The sequence below is a fragment of the Tissierella sp. genome (genome assembly GCF_052089545.1).
In the GTDB taxonomy this organism is placed as follows: Bacteria; Bacillota; Clostridia; order Tissierellales; family Tissierellaceae; genus Tissierella_A.
The window spans coordinates 11,642-34,821 of the sequence record NZ_JBQDAA010000002.1 but is presented as its reverse complement, the minus strand read 5'-3'; the positions used below and the strand labels follow the sequence as shown (position 1 = coordinate 34,821).

The 23,180-nt window shown below is 30.2% G+C and carries 23 protein-coding genes, 1 pseudogene and 1 riboswitch; of the genes and pseudogenes, 3 read left to right on the top strand and 21 right to left on the bottom strand.

Translation table 11 applies throughout. The features are described from left to right. The 7 genes and pseudogenes from ACTHW2_RS00490 to ACTHW2_RS00460 form a co-directional block, all read right to left on the bottom strand. The coding region (locus tag ACTHW2_RS00490) for a YjiH family protein (RefSeq protein WP_442261750.1) at positions 1–1,131 on the bottom strand (1,131 nt) is incomplete at its 3' end. An 87-nt stretch (positions 1,132–1,218) separates the two neighbouring features. Next, entirely contained in the window at positions 1,219–2,142 is a 924-nt protein-coding gene (gene ftcD, locus ACTHW2_RS00485) for a glutamate formimidoyltransferase (RefSeq protein ID WP_442261749.1), read from the bottom strand. 276 nt (positions 2,143–2,418) lie between these two features. Continuing rightward, on the bottom strand, positions 2,419–2,883 hold the full coding sequence (locus ACTHW2_RS00480) for a hypothetical protein (protein ID WP_442261783.1): 465 nt from the start codon (positions 2,881–2,883) through the stop codon (positions 2,419–2,421). Next, positions 2,860–3,810: pseudogene (locus tag ACTHW2_RS00475) on the bottom strand (sigma 54-interacting transcriptional regulator); the annotation flags it as partial. The pseudogene ACTHW2_RS00475 and the gene ACTHW2_RS00480, both read right to left, overlap by 24 nt. Positions 3,811–3,827: 17 nt before the next feature. Further along, complete coding sequence (locus ACTHW2_RS00470; RefSeq protein WP_442261748.1) at positions 3,828–4,136, bottom strand: AzlD domain-containing protein; 309 nt, start codon at positions 4,134–4,136, stop codon at positions 3,828–3,830. Then, on the bottom strand, positions 4,133–4,780 hold the full coding sequence (locus ACTHW2_RS00465) for an AzlC family ABC transporter permease (protein WP_442261782.1): 648 nt from the start codon (positions 4,778–4,780) through the stop codon (positions 4,133–4,135). The genes ACTHW2_RS00470 and ACTHW2_RS00465 overlap by 4 nt, the downstream gene beginning before the upstream one ends. 83 nt (positions 4,781–4,863) lie before the next feature. Next, complete coding sequence (locus tag ACTHW2_RS00460; protein ID WP_442261747.1) at positions 4,864–5,412, bottom strand: dihydrofolate reductase; 549 nt, start codon at positions 5,410–5,412, stop codon at positions 4,864–4,866. Between the two features lie 269 nt (positions 5,413–5,681). On the opposite strand from ACTHW2_RS00460, the gene ytaF reads away from it, so the two are divergent. Together ytaF and ACTHW2_RS00450 are read left to right on the top strand one after the other, a co-directional pair. Continuing rightward, a complete protein-coding gene (gene ytaF, locus ACTHW2_RS00455; protein WP_442261746.1) occupies positions 5,682–6,302 on the top strand; it encodes a sporulation membrane protein YtaF in 621 nt (206 codons plus the stop codon). A 77-nt stretch (positions 6,303–6,379) separates the two neighbouring features. After that, a complete protein-coding gene (locus tag ACTHW2_RS00450; RefSeq protein ID WP_442261745.1) occupies positions 6,380–7,615 on the top strand; it encodes an aminopeptidase in 1,236 nt (411 codons plus the stop codon). Positions 7,616–7,669: 54 nt separating this feature from the next. Here ACTHW2_RS00450 and ACTHW2_RS00445 read toward each other — a convergent pair whose 3' ends face one another. The 10 genes from ACTHW2_RS00445 to aroB form a co-directional block, all read right to left on the bottom strand. Then, positions 7,670–8,056: a hypothetical protein gene (locus tag ACTHW2_RS00445; protein ID WP_442261744.1), complete on the bottom strand. Its 387-nt coding sequence runs from the start codon at positions 8,054–8,056 to the stop codon at positions 7,670–7,672. Positions 8,057–8,156: 100 nt separating this feature from the next. Beyond that, complete coding sequence (locus ACTHW2_RS00440) at positions 8,157–9,326, bottom strand: cation diffusion facilitator family transporter (RefSeq protein WP_442261743.1); 1,170 nt, start codon at positions 9,324–9,326, stop codon at positions 8,157–8,159. Positions 9,327–9,507: 181 nt separating this feature from the next. After that, positions 9,508–10,257: a type I 3-dehydroquinate dehydratase gene (gene aroD, locus ACTHW2_RS00435; protein WP_442261742.1), complete on the bottom strand. Its 750-nt coding sequence runs from the start codon at positions 10,255–10,257 to the stop codon at positions 9,508–9,510. Then, positions 10,250–11,116: a shikimate dehydrogenase gene (locus tag ACTHW2_RS00430; protein ID WP_442261741.1), complete on the bottom strand. Its 867-nt coding sequence runs from the start codon at positions 11,114–11,116 to the stop codon at positions 10,250–10,252. The genes aroD and ACTHW2_RS00430 overlap by 8 nt, the downstream gene beginning before the upstream one ends. A 27-nt stretch (positions 11,117–11,143) precedes the next feature. Then, a complete protein-coding gene (gene pheA / locus ACTHW2_RS00425; RefSeq protein WP_442261740.1) occupies positions 11,144–12,235 on the bottom strand; it encodes a prephenate dehydratase in 1,092 nt (363 codons plus the stop codon). Beyond that, the gene (gene aroC, locus ACTHW2_RS00420) at positions 12,235–13,320 is read right to left on the bottom strand and encodes a chorismate synthase (RefSeq protein WP_442261739.1); all 1,086 of its coding nucleotides are present in this window, start codon (positions 13,318–13,320) and stop codon (positions 12,235–12,237) included. Before aroC ends, pheA begins: the two co-directional genes overlap by 1 nt. Further along, complete coding sequence (aroA, locus tag ACTHW2_RS00415; RefSeq protein ID WP_442261738.1) at positions 13,301–14,584, bottom strand: 3-phosphoshikimate 1-carboxyvinyltransferase; 1,284 nt, start codon at positions 14,582–14,584, stop codon at positions 13,301–13,303. Before aroA ends, aroC begins: the two co-directional genes overlap by 20 nt. 11 nt (positions 14,585–14,595) lie before the next feature. Continuing rightward, the gene (locus ACTHW2_RS00410) at positions 14,596–15,456 is read right to left on the bottom strand and encodes a prephenate dehydrogenase (protein ID WP_442261737.1); all 861 of its coding nucleotides are present in this window, start codon (positions 15,454–15,456) and stop codon (positions 14,596–14,598) included. A gap of 117 nt (positions 15,457–15,573) precedes the next feature. Then, positions 15,574–16,095, bottom strand: coding sequence for a shikimate kinase (locus ACTHW2_RS00405; RefSeq protein WP_442261736.1), 522 nt, complete (start codon positions 16,093–16,095; stop codon positions 15,574–15,576). After that, a complete protein-coding gene (gene aroB / locus ACTHW2_RS00400; protein WP_442261735.1) occupies positions 16,089–17,135 on the bottom strand; it encodes a 3-dehydroquinate synthase in 1,047 nt (348 codons plus the stop codon). Before aroB ends, ACTHW2_RS00405 begins: the two co-directional genes overlap by 7 nt. 475 nt (positions 17,136–17,610) lie before the next feature. Between aroB and aroF the strand changes: the two genes are divergently transcribed. Further along, positions 17,611–18,612, top strand: coding sequence for a 3-deoxy-7-phosphoheptulonate synthase (aroF, locus tag ACTHW2_RS00395; protein ID WP_442261734.1), 1,002 nt, complete (start codon positions 17,611–17,613; stop codon positions 18,610–18,612). 79 nt (positions 18,613–18,691) lie between these two features. On the opposite strand, the gene ACTHW2_RS00390 is transcribed toward aroF, so the two are convergent. From ACTHW2_RS00390 to dapA, 4 genes are read right to left on the bottom strand one after another with little or no spacing between them, the layout of a single operon-like run. Beyond that, complete coding sequence (locus tag ACTHW2_RS00390; RefSeq protein WP_442261733.1) at positions 18,692–20,008, bottom strand: aspartate kinase; 1,317 nt, start codon at positions 20,006–20,008, stop codon at positions 18,692–18,694. Between the two features lie 13 nt (positions 20,009–20,021). Next, positions 20,022–21,002 carry a diaminopimelate dehydrogenase gene (locus ACTHW2_RS00385; RefSeq protein WP_442261732.1) on the bottom strand — a complete coding sequence of 327 codons (981 nt, stop codon included), beginning with the start codon at positions 21,000–21,002 and terminating at the stop codon, positions 20,022–20,024. 25 nt (positions 21,003–21,027) lie between these two features. After that, positions 21,028–21,771 carry a 4-hydroxy-tetrahydrodipicolinate reductase gene (gene dapB, locus ACTHW2_RS00380; protein WP_442261731.1) on the bottom strand — a complete coding sequence of 248 codons (744 nt, stop codon included), beginning with the start codon at positions 21,769–21,771 and terminating at the stop codon, positions 21,028–21,030. Between the two features lie 11 nt (positions 21,772–21,782). Beyond that, positions 21,783–22,673: a 4-hydroxy-tetrahydrodipicolinate synthase gene (dapA, locus tag ACTHW2_RS00375; RefSeq protein ID WP_442261730.1), complete on the bottom strand. Its 891-nt coding sequence runs from the start codon at positions 22,671–22,673 to the stop codon at positions 21,783–21,785. A 100-nt stretch (positions 22,674–22,773) separates the two neighbouring features. Then, positions 22,774–22,947, bottom strand: a riboswitch (Lysine riboswitch). Positions 22,948–23,180: the final 233 nt, after the last annotated feature.

Genomic DNA, 23,180 nt, shown 5'->3' with positions numbered 1-23,180 from the left:
TGCTGCTATCATTCCAAGTATACCTATAGAACAAAGTAGGGTTATAACCTTAGGAAGTACTGGAAATGCATCTATTACAGATGACACTACTCTTTTAAACAAACTTCCAGAAGTATAGGCTCTAACAGTTGCTCTATGTGCTCCTGTTTTTATCATCCCACCTTGTCTACCTGAAATTAATGGTTTTCTATCTTCTTCACTTTGGGGACTTTCATCTATATATACATCTCGTTTTTTATTTAAGGGATATACTCTAGACATAATACCTGCTAGTATAAATGTTATTAAAAATGATACTGCATAGGTAACTACAAAGTAGTCTTTTATTCCTGCTGTATCCATAACAAGATAGGCATATCCTACTGAAACTGCACTAAAACAACTACATATAATAGCTGATTCTCTTTCTGTGTACATTTTAGTTTTATACATTCTACTTGTTATTATAATCCCCATTGTAGTAGACCCTACAAAGGATGCTGTTGCATCTACTGCACTTTTACCAGGTGTTCTAAATAATGGTCTCATAAGAGGTTCAAGTAATACTCCTAAAAAGTCTATTAATCCAAAATCTGTTAAAAATGGAATAAATATAGCACCAACCGGAATTATAAAAGCTACTCCTATAACAACCCCTGGAATAACCATTTCACCAGTAGAAGGTCCAACTATCATATCAGGGGCAGCGTAAACCCCTATTTCGTTTAAAAAATATAAGAGTATAAATATTCCACCAAGCATATATAAGATTGGATGGATTATTGAATCCGCCTTATAATAATCATGTATTTTACTACCCTTTGGAGCAAAATATTTTCCTATAACACTAGTTATACCAGTCCCTACTAATATGATAGTACATACAAGAAGTGCACCTACTGGCTGACCATTTATGACAAGTAAATTTTGTACAATTTCTATAGCTCCTTGGTAAAGAGTACCAAAGGGTATATTACCATTTATTGGGACAAAGAATACAAATATTGCTATAAGCGATAATAGGAGTGATATAAGGCCAAATTTGGTATTATCACTTTTGTTAAGCTCTAGGCTATCGAGTACATGAGGTTCATTTAGATCTAAGGTATTTAAGTCATAATCCCTATTTTTACTTAAATTTATCTTTTCCATGTTTTCACCTTCTCTTTTATATTTTTAAGAGGAAAAATAAAGTGATTATTGTCTTTAAGAATAATCACTTTATTTTATTATCTTAGATTACCCCATTAAATGATATTCTAGTATTTGTTCCTTTTTGAGTCCTTGAAGTCCCAAATATTGTTCTAAATTATTAAGTAAATAGTCTAGTTTTACAGGTCCTACAAGTTCTGACCCAGTTACCGCTACTCCATACTTTTGAGCTTCTAGCTTTACCATTTCAAAAGTTCTATAAAGAGGAGTTTTTGCACAGTTAAACATATTCATAGATACTACTACACCTTCCCTTTCAGGGAATTTTATACCAACTGATCTAACTGTAGAAAAACCTCCACTTGGACCTCTAAGAGTCTTTGCTATCTTTTTAGCTATGAAAATATCTTCAGTAGCTAGAAAAACATTGTAAGTTGTTAGTCCTTCTAAATCTGCTGATACAATAGTTGCTCCAAGTTTGGGATCTAGTTTTCCATCCTTTGATAAGTCTGGTTGTCTAGATTCACGACTTTCATCTTCCTTATCTTCTAAAAGAGCTTTTAACCCTTCGTATTGACCTTTTCTTATAAAGCTAATACTTTTTTTATCTTCAGTTCTTGCATTTTCTCCTGAGAAAAATATAGGTACACCATGTTTTTCATATAGTTCTTCTCCTATTTCGTCTGCAAGTTTTATACATTCTTCCAAGCTTGTGTTTGAAAGGGGAAATAGTGGAATCGTATCTTGAGCTCCAATCCTTGGATGTGTTCCTTTTTGTTCTTGCATGTCTATTAACTCATAAGACTTAGCAGCCATATCTAGTAGTGCTTCTTTAAGAGGCTTTGGCTCTCCTATAATTGTAAGTACAGTTCTATTAAAATCATGTTCTGGCTCAGCTGATACAAGCTTTACTCCTTCTCTATCCCTAATAGTATCTGCTATCTTTTCAACTACATCTTTATCTCTTCCATTACTAAAGTTTGGAACTGCAAGTATATATTTTTTCTCCATTTTGAACCCTCCTATATATTTTTTCAAAGTTTTAACATTTATATATGAATATTGCAAATATTGTGCCAAGTCTATATATTTATATTTTTTATTATAAATATAGTATATACAATGCTTACACCCCATTTATAATAGATTTAAACTTTTAAATAAAAAAAGATAATAGGCTTAACTAGGAATTTTTTCCTCAGTTAAACCTATTATCTTTTATATAGTACCCTTATCTTTGCCATAGCTTGTTAGAAGAATTTTTTCCTCTCCTCGAGAAAAATTTCCTTAAAACTCTAAAATAACATTTAATCTCTTAGCCTTTTTTCTAAGAGTACTGTCTTCAAGTCCAGTTTTATCACTTAAATCATGTATATCTGAACTTTTTTTTATATAATCTATTAAAAGGGCTTTTTCATATTCTAAGACATTTTCCCTAAACTTCTTATCTAACTTCATATTGGGTCCTATAGTGTTTTTCATAGACTCATCTAGTACATCCCTATATTTTATGAGATCAGAAGGAGTTGTTACCATAAGCCTTTCAATCTCGTTTTCTATTTCTCTTACATTTCCAGGCCAGTCATGATTTAAAAGCATTTTCATAGCATCAGATGAAATAACCTTTTTGAGCTTATATTTTTTATTAAATCTTTCTACAAAAATATTTATAAAAGCTATTATATCTTCTTTTCTTTCTCTTAGTGGTGGTATTTTTATATATATTACTTTTAATCTATAATAAAGATCCATTCTAAACCTTTTCTCATCTATCATAATAGACAAATTTTTATTTGTGGCTGCTATTATTCTTGTATCTATATCTATTTTTTCATTTCCGCCTACTCTTTTAAATTTTTTCTCTTGAATCACTTCTAAGAGCTTTACCTGTAAATTTAATGGTAGTTCTCCTATTTAATCTAAAAAGAGTGTGCCTCCTTGTGATGATTCTATAAGACCTTTTTTACCTTGTTTTCTAGCTCCTGTGAATGAGCCTTTTTCATATCCAAAAAGTTCACTTTCTATAAGACTAGGAGCTAGGGATCCACAGTCTATTTTTATAAAGGGTCCTTCCCTTCTACTGCTATTATCATGAATGAACTTACTTAGTACACCTTTACCAACCCCGGACTCTCCTTCTATCAAAATATTGGTATCTACATTTGAAATTCTAAGGGCTAAAAGTTTTATATCTTCCATAACCTTGCTTTGGGCTATAAGGGTTCCCTTTTGTTCTTCTATGGTTTTAAACTCTTCTAGTTCTCTTTGAATTTTTGTATTAATTTCTTCAAGTTCTATAAGCTTTTCTTTAAAGTTTTCCATGCTTGTAATATCTACTACACTTACAACAATGTTTATAAGTTCCTTATCTTTAAAAATAGGTACTGCTGTAGAGTATATATATCTATCATTTACTTCTTGTGCTTTTGATACTTTTTCTTCTTTTTTTATAGCTTCAAGTCCTACTGATTCTGAATATACTCCATCATGTACAAGCATCTTCATATCACTTCCAACTATCCAAGCTTCATCTATTCCTTCTATTTCTTCACATTTACTATTGTAAAGTACTGTAATTCCATTTGAGTCCAATATATGAACTCCTACATCTAAAGAATTAAATAGCTCTCTGATCAAATCATCTTTAAAGTATTGAAAATTTCCCTCGATAGTTTTCATATATGCTCCTTTCATATTTAAAGGCCTAGAAGGTTTATACTTATAAATGCAGCTATTATACCTCCCATTACAGAAAATATAAGATTGTTTTGTATATATGCTATAAAACTTGCTGTTAGTATTCCTATTATGGTTGGTATTTTCATATCACTAGCTGACGTTAGGATTCCTCTTATAATAAGTATACTAAGAGATGTATATGGAATAAAGGTTAAAAACAGTTTTATATTTTTATTTGTCTCACTCTTTTTAAGTACCATAAGAGGTATAAGTCTTGGCAGATATGTGACTAGTGCCATACCAAATATTAATATTATATAGTTCATATCTTTTCACCTCTATTTTTAAAAATAAAACTTCCAACTAAGGAAGATAGTATAATCCCAAGAATTATATCCCAGCCTGAGCCTATTATTTCAAATTTATATATAAGATAATATATTCCCATTGATATAAGGCTTAAAATTAAAATCTTTTTATCCCCTTTTACTTGACTAAATAATAGTCCCGCAAACATTGCATAAAGACCTATACTTAAACTTGACTGTAAAGATTTTGGTAGTATTTCTCCTACCAAATATCCAAGTATAGAGCCTGTCCACCACATCCCGTGTGCTGCTATAAATATGGTAAGGGTAAAGGGTAGGCTTAACTTTTCCTTATTAAAGCTTGCAAGAGAAAAGGTTTCATCTGTGATTCCAAATGCTAAAAGTGGCATATATTTTTTATCTATGTTTTTAAAACTAAGGCTCAAAGAAGCACTCATCATAAAATGTCTTAAATTTAGTAGAAATGTTGCTAGGATTATACTGCTAGTAGTAAGCCCTTGAACTATTAGATCTACTGCCATAAATTGACTAGCTCCAGCATAGACAAAAAAACTCATAAAGAATGTATCTCTAAGTGTTAGTCCTGCATTTTTTGATAGTAAACCAAATGATATAGCTATGGGAAGATAGCCTAATAATATTGGAAGGGATGTAATAAATCCTTTTTTTATTTCTTTTTTAACGTCTATAAGATCTCCTCCTTAGCTTTTATATATTGTAATCTTTAAATTTTATTATTAAATTTATAAGTATTTAAATATTGTCCTTTGTCCTTTTTCCTTTTATATTCTACATACTTATATTTTACACCTTCTTGTTCTATTATATGACCTTCTTTTACAATAAACCAATCATCATCCTTGTCCAAACTAGGAATAGAAGTATCATGATCTTTAAAATCTTTTAATATTTTAGTAATATAGGCCTTATCACAATATTTTAAGAGTTGCTTTACTATACTTTCTCCTCCTATTACAAATACCTCTTTCTTTCCATCACTATTTATTTCTTCTAAAGTTTCAAAAAGGTCTTTTATTGAATTTACTGGGGTTATTCCTTCTTTTTTAAAATCTTTATTTCGTGTCATAACCATATTTATTCTTCCTGGAAGTGCTTTTTGTCCAGGCACTGCTTCCAGTGTATTTCTTCCCATTATTATTATATTGCCCATTGTTTTTTTCTTAAATCTCTTTAAATCCTCTTTTAAATCTATAAGCATTTTTCCCTTTAGTCCTATATTCCAATTTTCATCGGCTGTTAACATTAAAATCATAGTTTCACTCCTAGTTTTTATCCTTTTTATTAACTATTACTATTTTTATTATCATGAAATATTTGATCTATAACTATTACAAGCTCTAATAAAAAATCTTTACTTATTATAGCTAGCTCCGAATGAAAATAGCTTTTGCTTTACAAGGTATGTCAAATAAAAACCTCCTTTACTTTATTATATCTTATCTAAACTATTATATATATGCTTATCTGAACAAATTGTATCTATTTGAATATTATATTTATAAAAGCATAAGAGGTGATTTTATGGAAATAGCTTTACTTGTTTTAGCTGTAAGTATAGATTCTTTTGTTGCTAGTATACATTATGGTATCAAGAAAATAAAGATTCCTTTTTCTTCTATCTTGATTATAAATTTAATAAGCTCATCTTTTTTAGGTCTTTCCATATTTTTAGGAAAAGAAGCTCAAAAATTTCTCCCTATGGGGATGACTTCTATGATTAGTTTTATTATTTTAAGTCTTTTAGGGGTATATTATTTATTTGAAGGACTTATTAAGTTTTATTTGGAATCTAAAAAAGATTCAAAAGGTGAGATAGAAGTAAAGTTTGCTGATATAAGATTTATGATAAATATTTATATAGATGGAACAAAGGCTGATAAGGATAAGTCTAAAATTTTAGATTATAAAGAAGCAATTTATTTAGCTATTGCCCTATCTTTAGATTCACTTACTATAGGTTTTGGGAGTGGGCTTTCCAATATGAATTATTTAAAGATAATGTTTTTTGCATTTTTAGCAGGGTTCTTTTCTATATTTTCTGGTCTAAAAATAGGCGAAAGACTATCTAAGGAAATCCGATTTAATCTATCTTGGCTATCGGGAATAATTTTAATAATACTTGCCTTTTTAAGATTGTTTTAATATTATCTTATTTCTTTTTATAATTTATGTAATTTTTATAAGATAATAGGTATAATTACTAATGAGGAGTGATTTAAGTGGAAGATTTAAAAAGCTTATTAGATAAGTATGCAAAGCTTTGTGTAAAAGTAGGAATAAATATAAAGAAAGGGCAACCCTTAGTTATAAATGCCCCTATAGAAGGTTTGAAATTTGTAAGACTTTTAGCTCAAAATGCCTATGAACTTGGTGCAAGTCAAGTCCATGTCAATTGGAAGGATGAAGAACTTACAAAGTTAAAGTATAAAAACTCTCCAATGGAAGTATTCCAAAACTATCCCGAGTGGAAAGCTGATAGCTTAGAAGATTTTGCAAAACGTGGTGCTGGATTTATTTCTATATCCAGTGACGATCCCCAGCTTTTAAAAGAAATGGATCCAAAAAAGATAGCTGCTGCCAACAAATCTGCTTCCTTAGCTTTAAAAGAGTATAGAAACTATACAATGAATGATATAAACCCATGGCTTGTTGTTTCTATAGCAAGTAAAGCCTGGGCAAAGTCTGTATTTCCCGAACTAGAGGAAGAAGAGTCAGTTGAAAAACTTTGGGACGCTATTTTTAATGCTACTCGTATCTATGAAGATGATCCTATACAAGCTTGGAAGGACCATATGAACAATTTAAAAGAAAAGGTAGACTTTTTAAACAGTAAAGATATAGAAAGTTTACACTATACTTCTTTAAATGGAACCGATTTAAAAGTAAAACTTCCACTAGGTCATATTTGGGCAGGAGGCGGTGCTATAACTCAAGATGGAGTCCCTTTTGCACCTAACATGCCAACTGAAGAAGTTTATACTATGCCGCATAAATATGGTGTCGATGGAGTAGTTTATAGTACTAAGCCCCTTAATTATGGAGGAAAACTTATAGATGAGTTTAAAGTTGAATTTAAAGATGGAAAAGTAGTAGATTATCATGCTAAAGTTGGAAAAGATGTTTTAAAAGACTTATTTGATATAGATGAAGGTGCCAATCGTCTTGGAGAGGTAGCCCTTGTGCCTTTTGATTCACCTATTTCAAATTCAAATATTATTTTTATGAACACACTCTTTGATGAAAATGCTTCTTGTCATTTTGCTTTTGGCAAGGCTTATCCAACAAATATATCTTATGGTGAAAATATGAACGATGAAGAACTAGATGCTCACAATGTTAACAATAGTTTAACCCATGTAGATTTTATGGTAGGAGATAAAGATACAAAGATAGTAGCAAGAACTCTTGATGGTGAAACTATAGAACTATTTAAAGATGGAAATTGGGCAATTTAAGAGATTAAAAAAGAGATTAAAAGTTAAAATAACTTTTAATCTCTTTTATGTTTTTTATGTTTTTTTAATAATTTTTTCTCCACAATTTGGACATGTTACCCTTATTTTACCTTTTCCCTTTGGAACTTTAATTTCTTGTTTACATCGTTTACAACGAAAATATTTAAATTTTTTCCTACCCTTTATTCTCTTCTTTAACTTATTAAATCTACTTGTTACAGGTTTGAAAATCTCCAGAAACTTTTGATTTTCCATGTACCTTTTTCTTGTGTTTTTTGAAAACACTCTAACATAAGCTATAACAAGGATTATAAGAAAAATTATAGGAGGTAGTTTAAGTAGAGGTGCAAATAGAGACAATAACAGGGAAATTACAATCAATGTCATACTTAGTTGGTCTACACCATATCTTCCATACATAAATTTTCTTAACCAATTCATTTTTTATCACCTAGTCTTTATTTATATTATATAACTGTATCATAAGTGACATCTTAAAACAATCTATATGCTAAAATTACCTAACAAATAAATTAAATATTTAATGATATTCTATATCTAATGTTATATGGAAATTATATTTTGGAAACTTTTCTTTTAAAGATTTTTCTATTTCCCTTCTTATATCTTCTCTTTTATCACTCTTTTTAAGCCTTTGCCCATATATAACCATATCAAATTCTATAATATTCCTTCCATCTTCTTTTCTTATATCGAAATCATGCATTGATTTATAAAATTCATATTCTTTTAATGTTTTTTGCACTTTTTTTCTTGTATTGTATCTAGCATCAGATTCCTTATCTAGGGGATCCATATGAATAACTAAATTTAAACCATATTTTTCTCCTATTTCTCTTTCGGCTTTTACTATCTCTCCATAGACCTTTACTATATCAAGCTGGGCAGAAAACTCTGCATCTATAACTGCTATCCTTTTGTTTTCTCCATAAGAATGTATATGAAGATCATGTACACCACTTATATATTTATATGATAAAACATCTCCTTCTATGCCCCTTATGAGTTCTATAGAAGGCGCTTCACCTATAAGTGGACTTACTGTTTCTTTTATTATATTGTACCCGTTATATATAATTAAAAGGGCAACTACAACACCCATATATCCATCTATAGGAATAGAAGTAAATCTTCCAAATAGTAAAGACAAAACTACTACACTAGTTGTAAGTACATCTCCTAGTGAATCTATAGCTACAGCTTTTAGACTTGTAGAATTTATTTTTTCGCTAAGCTTTTTATTAAAGTAACTTAACCATACCTTGAAAATAATGGATAATATTAAAAGTGTAAATAGACCCAGTTCAAATTTTACCCTAGTAGGATTTAATATTTCTTTAAAAGAAGATATTATAAATTGAAATCCTACAAGCATAACTAAAAATGATACTATAAGACCTGTTATATATTCAACTCTTCCATGACCATATGGATGTTCTTTGTCAGGCGGCAGATGAGCAACTTTAAAACCTATAAGTGTTATAATTGAAGAAAGTGTATCTGTTACATTGTTAAATCCATCCCCTATAACACTTATTGAAGATATGATAAGTCCTATTGTAAGTTTCAATACAGATAGTATAATATTTATAATTATACTGACTATACTTGCCATATAACCTATTCTTTGTCTCTTTTCTTTAGGATCTTTTATATCCTTTGTAGCAAGTTTTATCAAAAAATTTGTCATAAAATCTTTCCTTTTCATATAATTTTCGTATTGAACAATAGTTTAATTATACCCTTTTTATATAATTCTATTTAAGCAAATAAAAAGGCTCCTCCATGATATCAGGTTTTATTATATAAACCGTCTACCATAAGGAGCATATCATATTTTAAATCTTATTTTTTCTATACCAATACTATGTCTATTTTATTATCTTTAATGTATCATAGAGTTTATCTAAAGAAAGCTGTCCTGGAGCTGAAACTTTATCTAAAGATCCAAATGTTACAGTAGATCCAAATACTTCACCTGATATTCTACTTATAGTTCCAACTTTACCCATACTCATAGTTATTAGGGGTTTTTCTATATCTTCTTTTATTTCATTTGTTATATTTAAAAGTTTCAAAACATCTCCTGGAGTATTTGCCATAACTGCAAGCTTTAAAATATCTACATCTAGTTTTTCTATAGATTTTAGTATATTTATCATCTCTTTTTCTGACGGTGTTTTTAAAAAGTTATGATTTGAACCTATCACAAAAATATTTTCTTTTTGAATAGCCTCTATCAAGTCCTTTATCTTTTTAGGATCTGAAAAAACTTCTATATCTATTAAGTCTGGCAAATGGGACTTTGATACAGCCTTATTCATTTCTATATAATAGTCTATAGGTATTGTTTTTTCTCCGCCTTCTTTTTTACTTCTAAATGTAAATATAAGTGGAGTATCTAGTAGTATTTCTTTTATAGACTTTAAACTCTCCAAGATCTTTCTTATATCCCAGACATCCTTAAAAAAATCTACTCTCCATTCAACTAAATCAACTTTTTCCTTATCTATATTTTTTGCTATATCTACTATCTCCTCTTTAGTTTTTCCAGTTATAGACACAGCAATCTTAGGTCTTCCCTCTCCTATTATTAAATCTTTTATTTTTAATTTATTCAAATAAAGTCCTCTTTTCAACTCTTTTTATAACTTCTAGGGGCATATCTTTTCCTGTCCATATCTTAAAGGCTAGTGCACCTTGGTATATAAGCATATCTAAACCGTTCATAGTTTTACATCCCTTTTCTTTAGCAAGGGATAAAAACTTTGTTTCTACTGGATTATATATCAGATCTACTACAAATAAGTGGTCATGCAATATATGGCTATCATTTATTATACTTTTACCTATAGTCTCTCCCATACCAATAGAAGTTGCATTTATTAAAATACTTCCTTCTTCTAGTTCTTCTTTTACTATATTTTCATCTAATAATAAAGATCTAGCTTTACTTGTCTTTATATTTTTATTTATAGTGCTACTTATCTTTTGTGCATTTTCTAAACTTCTATTTACTATAACTATCTCCTTTGCACCTTTAAGTGCTAATTCAATAGCTACAGCTTTTGCAGCTCCTCCTGCTCCCATTATTATTATTTTTTTATCTTTATATTCTACATCTCTTTTTTTTAAAGCTTTTATAAGTCCTTTTCCATCTGTATTATGTCCTATAAGTTTACCCTTTTTATTTAATACAGTATTTACTGAACCTATAAGTTTTGCATCTTCTTTTATCTCATCTAAGTATTTCATTACTATTTCTTTATGGGGCATAGTTATATTAAATCCTCTTACATCCAAAACTTTCATAGCATTTACTGCTTCTTTTACCTTTTCCTTTTCAATATCAAAGGCCATATATGCATAATCAAGTCCTAAGCTTTTAAAAGAAAGATTGTGCATATATGGTGATTTACTGTGTTCTACAGGGCTACCTAGCAAACATATAAGACCTGTTTTTCCATTTATTTCCTTCATGTTTTCACCTCAATATTTCTTTTTCCTTTAAAGCTCTCTTTTATAGCTTCCAAGTAATTTAAAGTAATTGCTATTTTTTTCAATATAATCTATAGCATCTTTTACATGGATGTTATCTATATCCCCTTCTAAATCTATATAAAAAAAGTATTCCCAAGGTTTTCCTACTATAGGCCTTGATTCTATTCTTGTCATATTTAAATTGTTTTTCTTAAATATCCCTAGACTATCATATAAAGCACCTGACCTATTTGGGCTTGAAAATACTATACTTATAGCATCATTAGAAATATGGGCTTCTAATTTTTTTCCTATGATTATAAACCTTGTATAGTTATTATCGTCATCATTTATATCACTTTCTATAATCTTTAAATCATTTAAATCTGCTGCTCTTTTACTTCCTATTGCAGCTATGTTTTTGACTCCCTTTTCTCTTACAAGCTCTGCACTTACAGCAGTATTTTTAGAAGGTATAAGTTCAAATCCCTTTTCTTTTAAAAATTTACTACACTGTTTTAATGCTTGTGGGTGGGAATATACTGTATCTATATCTGAAAGACTTGCATCTTTTATAGCCATAAGATTGTGGTTTATCTTTAAGGTCATATTACCAACTATAAACAAACCATGCTTTCTTAAAAGATCATAAACCTCAGTTATGGCTCCTGTAGAAGAGTTTTCAATTGGCAAAACCCCATAGTCCATACTCTTATCATCTTTTAGTTTTTCAAATACATCTTCAAATTCTTTTACTGAATGCCTCTTTACATTTCCTCCAAAAAACTCATATAGAGCTTCTTCACTATATGAACCTAAGGTTCCTTGGAAACAAACATTTATATCTTGAGCTTTTTTTATTTTTGTCTTTTGATAATTTTTACTTATATCCATAAGTTCCTTATAAAATGTTTTTAAATAAGGACTTAACTCATCGTTTTTTAAATACTTTATATTTTTTTCTATAACTTCAGTTTCTCTTAAACTATTTAAAACTGGAAGATTGTTCTTTAGTTTATAGTCTGAAACTTTAGATACAATATCCATTCTTTTTTCAAATAATTCTACCATTTCTTTGTCTAATTTATCTATTTCTATTCTAAGCTTTTCTAAATTCATTATATATTCATCTCCAAAACTAAGTCTAATATAGCTAATGCTGTTGCTGCTTCTAATACGGGTAAAGCCCTAATAACTATACAAGGATCGTGCCTACCTACTATTTCTATTTCTGTATTTTCTTTTTCTTTAATATCTATAGTTCTCTGTTTTTTACCTATAGACGGCGTTGGTTTAAGAGCTACTTTAAATACTATAGGCATACCATTTGAAATACCTCCAAGTACTCCACCATTATTGTTTGTGTAAGATTTTATTTTTTCATCTTTGATGTATAGCTCATCATTTGCCTGGGAGCCTTTCATCTTAGATATATCAAAGCCTTGACCAAATTCTATTCCTTTTACTCCAGGAATAGAAAAAATAATTTGTGAGATTTTGCTTTCTATAGAGTCAAAAAATGGACTACCTATACCTGAATCTATATTTACAACTGCTAGTTCTACAACTCCTCCAATAGAATCATTATCATTTTTAATCTTTAATATTAATTCTTCCATTTGAAGAGCTTTTTCCTCCCTAATTGTTGGAGTTTTTTTATATTTTAAATCTTCTAAAGTAGAAACAGCTATCTCTGTCTTATCAAAGGAACTATCCTCTACATCTCCAATACTTTTTATATGACTTCCTACTATTATATTTTTAGATTTTAAAATTTGTTTTGCTATAGCACCTGCAAAACAAATAGGCGCTGTCATTCTGCCTGAAAAATGTCCTCCACCTCGGTAGTCATTGTGTCCTAAATATCGTTTGATACCTGTAAAATCAGCATGCCCAGGTCTCATAAGATCTTTTGTTTTATCATAATCTCTTGATCTAGTATTTGTATTTTTCATTATCATACAAAGAGGCGTACCTGTTGTCTTTCCATTAAAATATCCACTTAATATTTGGAATTCATCTTTTTCAACCCTACTAGTAGTCAGATTGTTTGTTCCCGGAGCCCTTCTTTTCATTTCAAGTTTTATATTTTCTAAATCTAAAATAGTTCCCGGGGGGATCCCATCTATATTTATACCTATGGCTGCTCCATGAGATTCTCCAAATAATGAAAGTTTTATATTATTACCCCATATCGAACTCATCTATTTGACCTCCTAAACTTTTAAAGTCTTCCCAAAAATGAGGGTATGATTTATTTACAGAGTCACTGTTTGTGATGGTAACTTCTTCCCTACATTTTATACTTGCAATAGCTAAAGCCATAGCTATCCTGTGATCATTCCAGCTATCTACCTCTCCACCTTTTAAGCTTTTTTTGCCCTGTATTACAAGGGAATCTCCTACTTCTTTTACATCCCCTCCAAGCTTATTTAATTCAGTAGATATAGCCTTTAATCTATCTGATTCTTTTATTCTAAGCCTCGCTGCATTTACTATTTTAGTTTCACCTTCACTTAAGGCTGCAAGTACTGTAAGTACTGGAACTATATCAGGAAATTCTGATACATCTACTCTTATTCCTTTTGTACTTGACTCTTTAGTTATGAAGGAGTCTTTATCTAAAGATAAATCTCCATTCATTTCTCTTATTAAATCTACTATAGCCTTATCTCCTTGTAGTGAATCTGGATTTAAATCCCTAGACTCTATCTCTTGACCAAGTATTCCTCCAACTAACCAAAAAGCCGCCTGTGAAAAGTCTCCCTCAACCTTATGATCCCTTGCCTTGTATTTTTGGCATCCTTTAATAATAAATTCCTTATAATTTTTATTTACTATTTCTATTCCAAATTCTTCTAAAACATCTATTGTTAAATCAACATATCCTTTAGACTCTAGTTCTCCTATTATATTTATTTTAGAATCTCCATCTAGAAGGGGAAGGCTAAAAAGAAGTCCACTTATAAATTGAGAACTTATATCTCCTTTTATTTCAAACTCACCAGATTTAAGCTGACCTTCTATTTGTAGTGGCAGTTTTTTATTATTTGTTTTATATTTTATCCCTTGTTTATCAAATATTTTATAATAAGAATCTAGTGGCCTACTTACAAGTTTACCTTGACCTGTAAAAGTAACATTTGTATCACTTAAAATTGATATTGGGATTAAAAATCTAAGTGTTGAACCTGACTCTTTACAGTCTATAGCTTCTCCATTTAAAGACATTGGAAAACTTCCCTTTACTTTTAATCCATCTTCTCCTACCTTTTCTATCTTGCTCCCAAGACGTCTCATAGCTTCAGTTGTTGCTATTATATCATCTGAAAACATTATATTTTCTAGATTGCTGGTTTCTTTACTAAGTGAAGCCGATATAACGGCTCTATGGCAAAGACTTTTTGACGAGGGAATTTTTAAAGATCCTTTAAGTTTACTAGGTTTTATTTTTACATATTTAGCCATTTTATCATCTCCTAAAGGTTTTTTCTTCTACTACTTGATTCTTCAAATTCTTCTTTTAATGATTCTACATCCTCTTCTAAAATACTATTTTTAATTTTTTCAATATTTTCTTGAAGTATTTCAATTTTTTGGATTAAATTTACCTTATTTTCAATAAAAAGCTCAGTCCAAAGCTCACTATTTATTTGAGCTATTCTTGTAAGTTCTCTATAACTATCTCCAACTACTGAACCTGTATCTATCCCTAAATCATCACTGTTTACTAGTGCTACTGCCAAAACATGTGGAAGTTGACTTGTAAAAGCTATAACTTCATCATGTTTTTGGGGTGATAGTTCTATAACCTTTTTAAATCCTACATTTTTAGCTATCCATTTTATAGTTTCTATGTTTTCAATCTTATTTCTTTGATTAGGTGTTATTATATAATTTGCTCCTTGGAAGACTTGGGCTGATGAATATTCTAATCCCTTCTTTTCTCTTCCGGCCATTGGATGACCAAATACAAAATCTATATCTTTTGGAATTACACTGTTTATATCATTCATCATTCCAATTTTTACTCCTGTTACATCAGTTATTATAGAACCCTTTTTAAAATTATCTTTATTAGCTTCTATAAATGGCTTAACTAAAGTTGGATATAAACAGATTATAACTATATCTGAATCTTGTAATGGTTGTTTAGGATTTAAATATCCCCTATCAATAATGGAAAGTTTAACACCCTCTCCTAATGCATCACCATCTATATCAATTGCCCATACATTTTTAGGTTTTAATGGTTTTAAAGCCTTAGCAAAAGATCCTCCCATAAGGCCTAATCCCACAATTGTTATATTTAAATCCTTTATATTAAAATCTATATCCACGACATATTCCTCCTAGTTTCATTTAGAAAAAAGACTCTTTCAGAGTCTTTCAACACTTTAAATAAATAAAGCTTTTCTATAGTATACGATACTACAATTCCATGTTTATTGTCTAATTTATGAATTTATCTTTTTTATAATTTCATCTCTAACACTAGAAACACTTTTTCCACTTGTATCTATTACTATATCCGCTGATTTATGATAGGAATCTCTTCTTGCTTCCATTAATTCTTTTATTTCCTTACTAGTACTTTTTAGCAAGGGTCTATTTTTATCGCTCTTTGTTCTATCTAAAATAATATCTGGATTTGCTTCTAAAAGTACTACTGTACACTTTTCTTTTATATTTACTATATTTTGAGGATCCAAACAAACTCCACCACCACATGATATAATTGTATCTTGCAATTTAGTAATTTCTTCTATTGCTTCTTTTTCTATCTTTCTAAAATGTGCTTGACCATACTTTGAAAATATCTCTGCTATATTCATATCCATTTTTTCTTCTATAAACTTATCTATATCTATAAGTTTCATTCCTAAACTATTTGCTAGCTCTTTTCCTGTAGTAGTTTTGCCAGTAGCCATAAAGCCAACAAGTGCTATATTGTTTTTTTCTTTTATATAATTTACCAATTAACTTCACCTCTATCTAAAAGTAGCTCTTCTACCCTTCCCTTTCCATTTGGAAGAATAAATGATATTTTCCCATCTTTATTTTTCTTATCCCGCATCATATTATCTAGTAAGCTTTCTTTAGAATATTTACTTATATCTAAGTCTATGTCCAGGGATGTAATAATTTCTTTAATCTTCAAAAGATAGTCTTTATCTATTAGACCAAGTTTTTCTGCCATAAGCCCTTCGTAATACATTCCTATTAAAACAGCTTCGCCATGGGTATATCTTTTATAATTACTTGCTGTTTCTAAGGCATGTCCTATAGTGTGACCATAGATTAAAATTATCCTAAGTCCTAGTTCCTTTTCATCTTTTGATACAATTTCAGCTTTTATTTTACAACATTTACCTATAATATATTGTATAGTTTCTTCTTTGAGATCTAATATATCATTTATAGAAGCTTCAATGTAGTTTAAAAATTCATAATCCCATATAAGACCATATTTTATAATTTCACCAAGTCCACTTATTATCTCTCTTTTAGGTAAGCTTTTAAGTGTATGAGTATCTATTAAAACTACATCTGGTTGATAAAAGCTTCCAACCATATTTTTTCCATTTGGAAGGTTTATACCAGTTTTCCCTCCTACACTGCTATCTACCTGTGCAAGTAGTGTAGTTGGTAATTGTAAAAAGGATATACCCCTCATATAGATTGAAGCAGCAAAACCTGCAATATCTCCTACTACACCACCACCTAAAGCGAGTATTTTAGACCTTCTAGTAAAGTTTAAATCTAGCATTTTAGAAAGAATCTTTTGGATGGTTAAAAAACTTTTACTTCTTTCTCCTGCCTCTATTACATACTTATAAACTTCTACTCCTTTTAAACTTTCTCTTAATGTTTTTCCATATAATTTATCTACATTTTGATCTATTATTATAATTATTTTATCTGTATTTCCTATATAATCATCTACATAGTTTAATAGTCCTTTTTTAATATGTATATAATAACTATCCTTATCTAAATCTATAAATACCTTATCCATAGAATCTTATCTCCTTACTTTACTATTATTTAATAAGACATTATACAATATTTAAAAGATTGTCAAGATATTTTTAATTTTCACACTAATACAAAAATATAAAATATTTTTAAATATTTAACTTGACAATTAAGTTTTATTGATCTATACTTTAAACTAATAAAGTTTAGGAAAACTTTGGAATACTTATATTAATTAATTTAATGAAAGGTGATTTGCTATGATGAATTTTAAAGAGATTTTTAAATTTAATAACTATTATTTTAACTTTAGCTTCTACTTTTTTAGCTACGGTTATTTTGCATACAAAAATAGTGATTATAAAAAAATCTTTCTAAGAAATTTTAATAGTAAATCATACCTAATGGTATAATTTATTACTATCTATTTTAAATTATTAAGGTAGTCTCTTAGATAAGAGGCTACCTTTTTTTATTGATTTATCATTGTTTTAAAATAAAAGGAGGCTAGTATCATGGTTATAGTTATGAAAAAAGATGCTACAGAAAAGGTTATAGGAAAAATTTCGGATAAGATGACAAGTTTAGGATGTGAAGTTCACAAAGTACAAGGGAAAGATTACTGTATTTTAGGATTGGTAGGAGATACTAGTAAAATAAATCCCAATCAAATAAAAGCAAATATTAATGTCCAAGATGTACTTATTGTTAATCATCCATTTAAGCTTGCGGGACGAAACTTTCACCCTGAGGATACTGTTATAGAAGTAGATGGTGTTAAAATAGGCGGGGGAAATCCTGCTGTTATAGCAGGTCCGTGCGCTATTGAAAGTGAAGACCAACTTATGACTATTGCCAAGACTGTTAAAGCATCTGGTGCTAGTATAATAAGGGGTGGAGCTTTTAAGCCTAGAACTTCACCATATAGTTTCCAAGGCATGGGAGAAGATGGTTTAAAGCTTCTAAAAAAAGCAAAAGAAATGACTGGTCTTCCTATAATTACAGAAGTTATGGATGAGGTGAATTTTGATACAGTAGAAAAATATGCAGATATATTACAAATAGGAGCTAGAAATATGCAAAATTTTGCCCTATTAAAAAGAGCAGGGAAAAGTAATAAACCTATCTTACTAAAAAGAGGAATGTCTGCAACTATTGAAGAGCTACTTATGTCAGCAGAATATATTATGTCTAAAGGTAATGAACAAATTATTCTTTGTGAAAGAGGTATTCGTACATTTGAAACCTACACTAGAAACACCTTAGATTTAAGCGCAGTTCCAGCTATTAAGGAATTAAGTCATCTACCTGTTATAGTTGATCCAAGTCACGCCACAGGAAGATGGTCTATGATAGAGCCACTTTCAAAAGCAGCTATAGCTTGTGGGGCAGATGGGCTTATGATAGAGGTACATCACGAGCCAGAAGTTGCTATGTGTGATGGAGCTCAGTCACTAAAGCCTGAAAAGTTTGAAAAACTTATGAAGTCTATTGAAAAGATAGCTAAAATTAAATAGATAATATCTTTATATAAATAATCAAAATGGCAAGGAATGTAGGCCTTGCCATTTTGATTATTTATTATTTTCTTAGCTCCTATTCTACAAATTCTGAATAAATTGTCCTAAGTGCTAAAATATAATCCTTTTCATCTACACCTATAATTATATTTATTTCACTTGAACCTTGGTCAATCATTTTGACATTTATAGATGCCTTATTTATAGAAGAGAACACTTTCATTGCAGTACCTTTTTCCTCTACCATACCACGGCCTACAACAGCTATCATAGCAAGCCCATCCTCTATGTCAATGATATCTGGATTAACAGTTTTACATATTTCATTTTTAATTACTTCTTTATTATCTACCATGAGGTTTGAATTTACAATAATAGACATGGTGTCAATCCCAGTTGGAATATGTTCGAAGGGAATACTATGATTTTCTAAGATTTTAAGTACCTTTCTTCCAAAACCAACTTCCTGATTCATCATATCCTTTTCAATATGGATTGTAGTAAATCCAGTTCTCCCAGCTATTCCTGTAATTATTCTATCAGTATTTTCTGATCTAGCCTTAGCTACTATCATCGTACCTTTATCTTCTGGTAAATTTGTATTTCTAATATTAATAGGTATTCCAGATTGTTTAACAGGGAAAATAGCTTCTTCATGCATTATTGTTGCACCCATATAGGACAACTCCCTAAGTTCTTTATAAGTTATAAGATCAATTACCTTTGGCTCTTCTACACATCTTGGATCTGCCATAAGCATGCCAGAGACATCTGTCCAGTTTTCATATACATCAGCCTCTACAGCTCTCGCTACAATAGAACCTGTTATGTCTGAGCCACCCCTAGAAAATGTTTTAATAGTCCCATCAGACATGGAACCATAAAATCCAGGAATCACAGCTCTTTTATGTTTTTTTAAAAGTTCACCTAAAACTAAATCTGTATTTTGTCGGTCAAGTGTCCCGTCTTCTGAAAATAAGATTCTTTTTTCTGCATCAATAAAATCATATCCTAAATATTTTGCTAATATCATTGAATTTAAGTATTCTCCTCGACTCAAAATATAGTCCATTCCAATGTGATTGTAAATAGATGATTTTATTTTTTTAAATTCATCCTTTAAGGAAAAATCTAATTCAAGTTCTTCTATAATTCTATTAAACCTATCTTCTATCTTTTTAAATATTTCATCTATATCCTCATTTTTTTGTGAAAGTATATAAGATTCATATAAAAGATCTGTTATCTTTTGATCTCCACTATCTCTTTTTCCAGGTGCAGAAGCAATTATATATCTTCTAGAGTCCTTGCTTTTTATTATAGCAGCAACCTTTTTAAATTGATTGCTATCTGCAAGTGAACTTCCACCAAATTTTAATACTTTAATTTCCATTTAAAAAACTCCTCTAAAGCATATTCGCTCTTAGTTCCTCTGAACTCATATCTATTAAATCAACTGGTGCAACATCAAAGACTGTCTTGCATCCTGTGAGGCCTCGCTTTCTCATTCTATGTGCAGCTCTAGCATATGCAAGTATAATAGAAGCATTAAACTCTGGATTTGAATCAAGTTTTAAACGATATTCGATAATTTGATTGTTTCCATTGTTCCAACCAGTTTTACCACTTCTAATTACAAAACCCCCATGGGGAATATTTGCGTGATCCCTATCTAATTCTGCTTTTGTTATAAACTTAACCTTAGTGTCGTAGTCTTCAAAGTAAGCCGGCATTGTCTTGATTTCCTTTTCGATTTTTTCAAGGTTAGCTCCTTCTTCAGCTACTACAAAGCATTCTCTAGTATGGGAAGTGTAAGCTGTAAGTTCAGGATTTTCACCACTTCTTACAGAGTTTAAAGCAGAGTCTATAGGTATAGTATATTGTTTAGCATCTAATACACCATCAACTCTCCTCACAGCGTCAGAATGACCTTGGCTAACACCTTTTCCCCAAAATGTATAATCTTTTCCATTAGTTAATATTGCATTTTCAAAAAGTCTATTTAAAGAAAACATACCTGGATCCCAACCCACTGAAATAAATGCTATATTATCTCCTTGCTTAGCAGCTTTATCTACATTTTTAAAATGTTGTGGAATATTTTTGTGTTTATCGTAACTGTCTATTACATTAAAATGTTTTGCCGTCTCCGGGGTCATAGTTGGTAAATCAGTAGCACTGCCACAACAAATAATCATAATATCTATATTGTCTTTCATCTTTATCATGTCATCAGCTGAATAAACATTTACACCTTTTGTTTGAATCTTTATACTTTCAGGATTCCTTCTTGTAAACACACCCGCAAGCTCCATATCTGGATTGTTCCTTATGGCACATTCAACACCTTTTCCTAGATTTCCATATCCTAAAATTCCAATTCTCATTAATAATCACTTCCTTTATCTAAAACTAAACTATTAAATCTTTCATCCCATATAAGCCAGCCTCTTGGTCTATTAAAAACTCCGCTGCAACAATTGCACCTTCAGCAAATAATGCTTTACTATGGGCCTCATGTTTCAATGTTATTGTCTGAGTATCAGTAGCTACTATAACTTCGTGTTCACCCACTATATTTCCCATACGTATGGCATGAATTCCGATTTCATCCTTTTCTCTCTTCTTTTTGCCACTTCTACCAAAAATATATTTTGCCTCTTTTCTTACTTTCTTAATTTCATCCCCTATAAGAAGGGCCGTTCCACTTGGTGAATCAAGTTTTCTATTGTGATGTTTTTCTATTATTTCTATATCAGCATCAGGCATCATTTTTACAGTCATTTTAGCAAGTTCTAAAAGTAGTGCAATTCCTAAAGACATATTAGCTGATAAAAATATAGGAATATCTTTGCTAGCCTTTTTAATAAGATCTAACTCTTCATCAGTCTGCCCAGTTGTTGCTATTACAAGTGGTATTTTCCTTCTAAGAGCATATTCACTTAAGTTCTTTGTGCCCAAATGATTTGAAAAATCAATAATACAGTCAGCCTCACCCTCAAAATCATCTAATCGTTTAAATAGAAGAGATTTAGGAAATCTTGTATTATTTCTATCTACAGCTGCAGCTAATTGAGAACTTCTATACCCTTCTAATAATAGTTGCTTTATTTCTTGCCCTACTCTTCCATTTGAACCATTGATAATTACCTTCATCCCTTTACCCCCTACTTTAATTCAATCCCTTGTTCTAACATTAAATCTATCATTTTTTTCTTATTTGCATCTTCCATTGGTGTTAAAGGAAGTCTTAAATAATTTTCACCAAATCCAATAGATGATACTGCAGCTTTTACTGGTATTGGATTGACTTCAGAAAACAATGAATTTATAAGTGGTAATAGCTTGAGTTGTATACTAAGACTTGCACCTACATCACCTGAAAAAAACTTATGACACATTTGAACTGTCTCCCTAGGCATAATATTTGATAATACAGATATTACGCCAGTACCTCCAAGAGACATTATAGGAACTATCTGATCATCATTTCCTGAATATATATCTATTTTATCTCCACAAAGCTGAGCGATTTTAGCTATTTGAGAAATATCTCCACTTGCTTCTTTGATTCCAACTATATTTGGGTGTTCTGCTAACGCTTGACAAGTTTTTGGCTCTATATTGACACCAGTTCTAGATGGAACATTATATAAAATAATAGGTTTTGTACTTTCATCTGCAATCTTTGTAAATACTTCAATAAGACCATTCTGAGTTGCCTTATTGTAGTATGGTGTAACGACAAGCATTGCATCAGCGCCTGCTTGACATGCAAATTTTGTAAGTTCTATTGCATATGCAATATCGTTACTTCCAGTACCTGCTATAACAGGCACTCTTTTATTTACCTTATCAACTACAAATTTAATAGCACTCTTATGCTCTTCATCTGATAGTGTTGAACCCTCACCAGTTGTACCGCATACAACTATAGCATTTATACCTTCTTCTATTTGCCATTCAACAAGTTTAGAAAAACTTTCATAATCAATACCATCTTTATTAAATGGGGTAACAATAGCCGTAGCTGCTCCTTTAAAAATTGTATTTTTCATATCAATCTCTCCTTATAATTTTTAAATAGATGGTAAAAAGCTAAAAAAAAAGATAGACCAAAGTCTATCTTTTTAAATAATAAGTTTTAAACTTATTATTTAATAGGATAGCTCTTTGCAAATAATGCAACAACAAAACGAATCTTATTTCGCCTCGCCAGTACGATTTTACGCCTTAATCGCCTTCGGCACCTACACCTTTTATATCTAACATAACCTTGCGAAGGTCTTCAATCAGATACTACTATTTGTAAAGTGCTCCTCTACCAATGATTATTTAATTATTTAGAATTGTATAACAATTCTAAATAAATGTCAATACTAATTTCTCTAATTATTTCTGCCATAAACTAAGCTCAGATTTATCATGATAATTTAGAGAGCCCTAGAAAAAGATAAAACTTTCTATTGTGTCATTCTGAACCTAGTGAGGAATCTCGTGTTTTCAATAGATTTAAGATCCTTCGTTTTACTCAGGATGACAAATTCCATGCTTTTTCAGTTGTC